Source organism: Rhizobium sp. SRI_017, from assembly GCF_057586295.1.
Window position 1 is genome coordinate 1 of the sequence record NZ_JBYCZP010000064.1, and the last position, 1,228, is coordinate 1,228.

Below are 1,228 nucleotides of genomic sequence, written 5' to 3' on the forward strand. Positions count from 1 at the left end.
GTTCTATTCAACCGGGTACTGTCACGGACTCGATTGCAGCAGCTTTTGAGTGAGCAATCACTTTGCATCGTCGCGATGGAGGCTTGCGCCACCAGCCATTTCTGGGGTCGCTTTGCTCAAGGCTGCGGCCACAAGGTACGTCTGATCCCACCCATTTACGTGAAGCCCTTCGTCAAGCGGCAGAAGAATGACGCAGCCGATGCAGCAGCAATTGCAGAGGCCGCGCTGCGCCCGAACATGCACTATGTTGAAGTCAAGAGTGCTGAACATCAGGCGCGTGCAGTGGCGTTTCGAACGCACCAGTGCTTCGTGCGCCAGCGCACCCAGCTCATCAATGCGTTGCGTGGGCACCTCGGCGAATTCGGGATCGTCGTTGCTCAAGGACCAGCCAATCTCACTGCGGTTGTGGGCATTCTGGCCGATGAGACAAATGATCTCCCTGATGGAGTCAGAGAGATTGGTCAGCTTTACCTGGACCAGATCAGGCTGCTGACCGAGAAGATTGATGGGCTTATGCTGAAGCTTCGAGAAGCTACCAAGGCGAACGAAGATATGCGTCGACTTTGCACCGTTCCCGGCGTTGGGCCCGTGACCGCCGGCGCGATCTTAGCGTTCGCTCCCGATCTTCGTGCATTCAAGAGCGGCCGGAACTTTGCTGCCTGGCTCGGCCTTGTGCCCAGGCAGCACTCCACGGGTGGCAAGACACGATTGGGCGGTGTCAGCAAGATGGGGCAAACCGATATCCGAAAGCTACTCATCGTGGGGGCCATGAGCCTGATTCGCTGGATAGTGCGCAAGGGCGTCTTACCGGACAACTGGCTTGGAGGCATTCTGGGACGAAAGCCTCGAATGGTGGCGGCTGTCGCGCTCGCCAACAAGATGGCGCGCATCATATGGGCAATGATGACCACGGAGCAGAATTACAGAATGGCGTAATCCGCTGCCTTTCTCGAAAGGTAATGCGGTGATGCCTGGGGCCAAAAGCCCCGGTGAGAAGATCGACTGACGGAACGATGCGGAAAGGACTTCAATGTTCAGAATGGGGTAAACCAGTCCCGGCGCTCGAGCACAAAGCTCTCTGAACCGATGTGGTCCCTGTTCTTCGAACTGCATCCCGGCCCGTGGCTAATCAGGCCACATCAAGAGGCCTGACACACGACCGATAGAATTCCACGTTCGCAGACTACCGTCAAAAAAATCTTCTTGCCAAACCGGGGGCATCCACACA

Annotated in this window: 1 protein-coding gene; it reads left to right on the forward strand. The window is 56.8% G+C overall.

Features of this window, described 5'->3' with window-relative positions; all coding sequences use genetic code 11:
* The coding region (locus AC2YI2_RS34990; RefSeq protein ID WP_487391119.1) for an IS110 family RNA-guided transposase at positions 1 to 936 on the forward strand (936 nt) is incomplete at its 5' end.
* Positions 937 to 1,228: the final 292 nt, after the last annotated feature.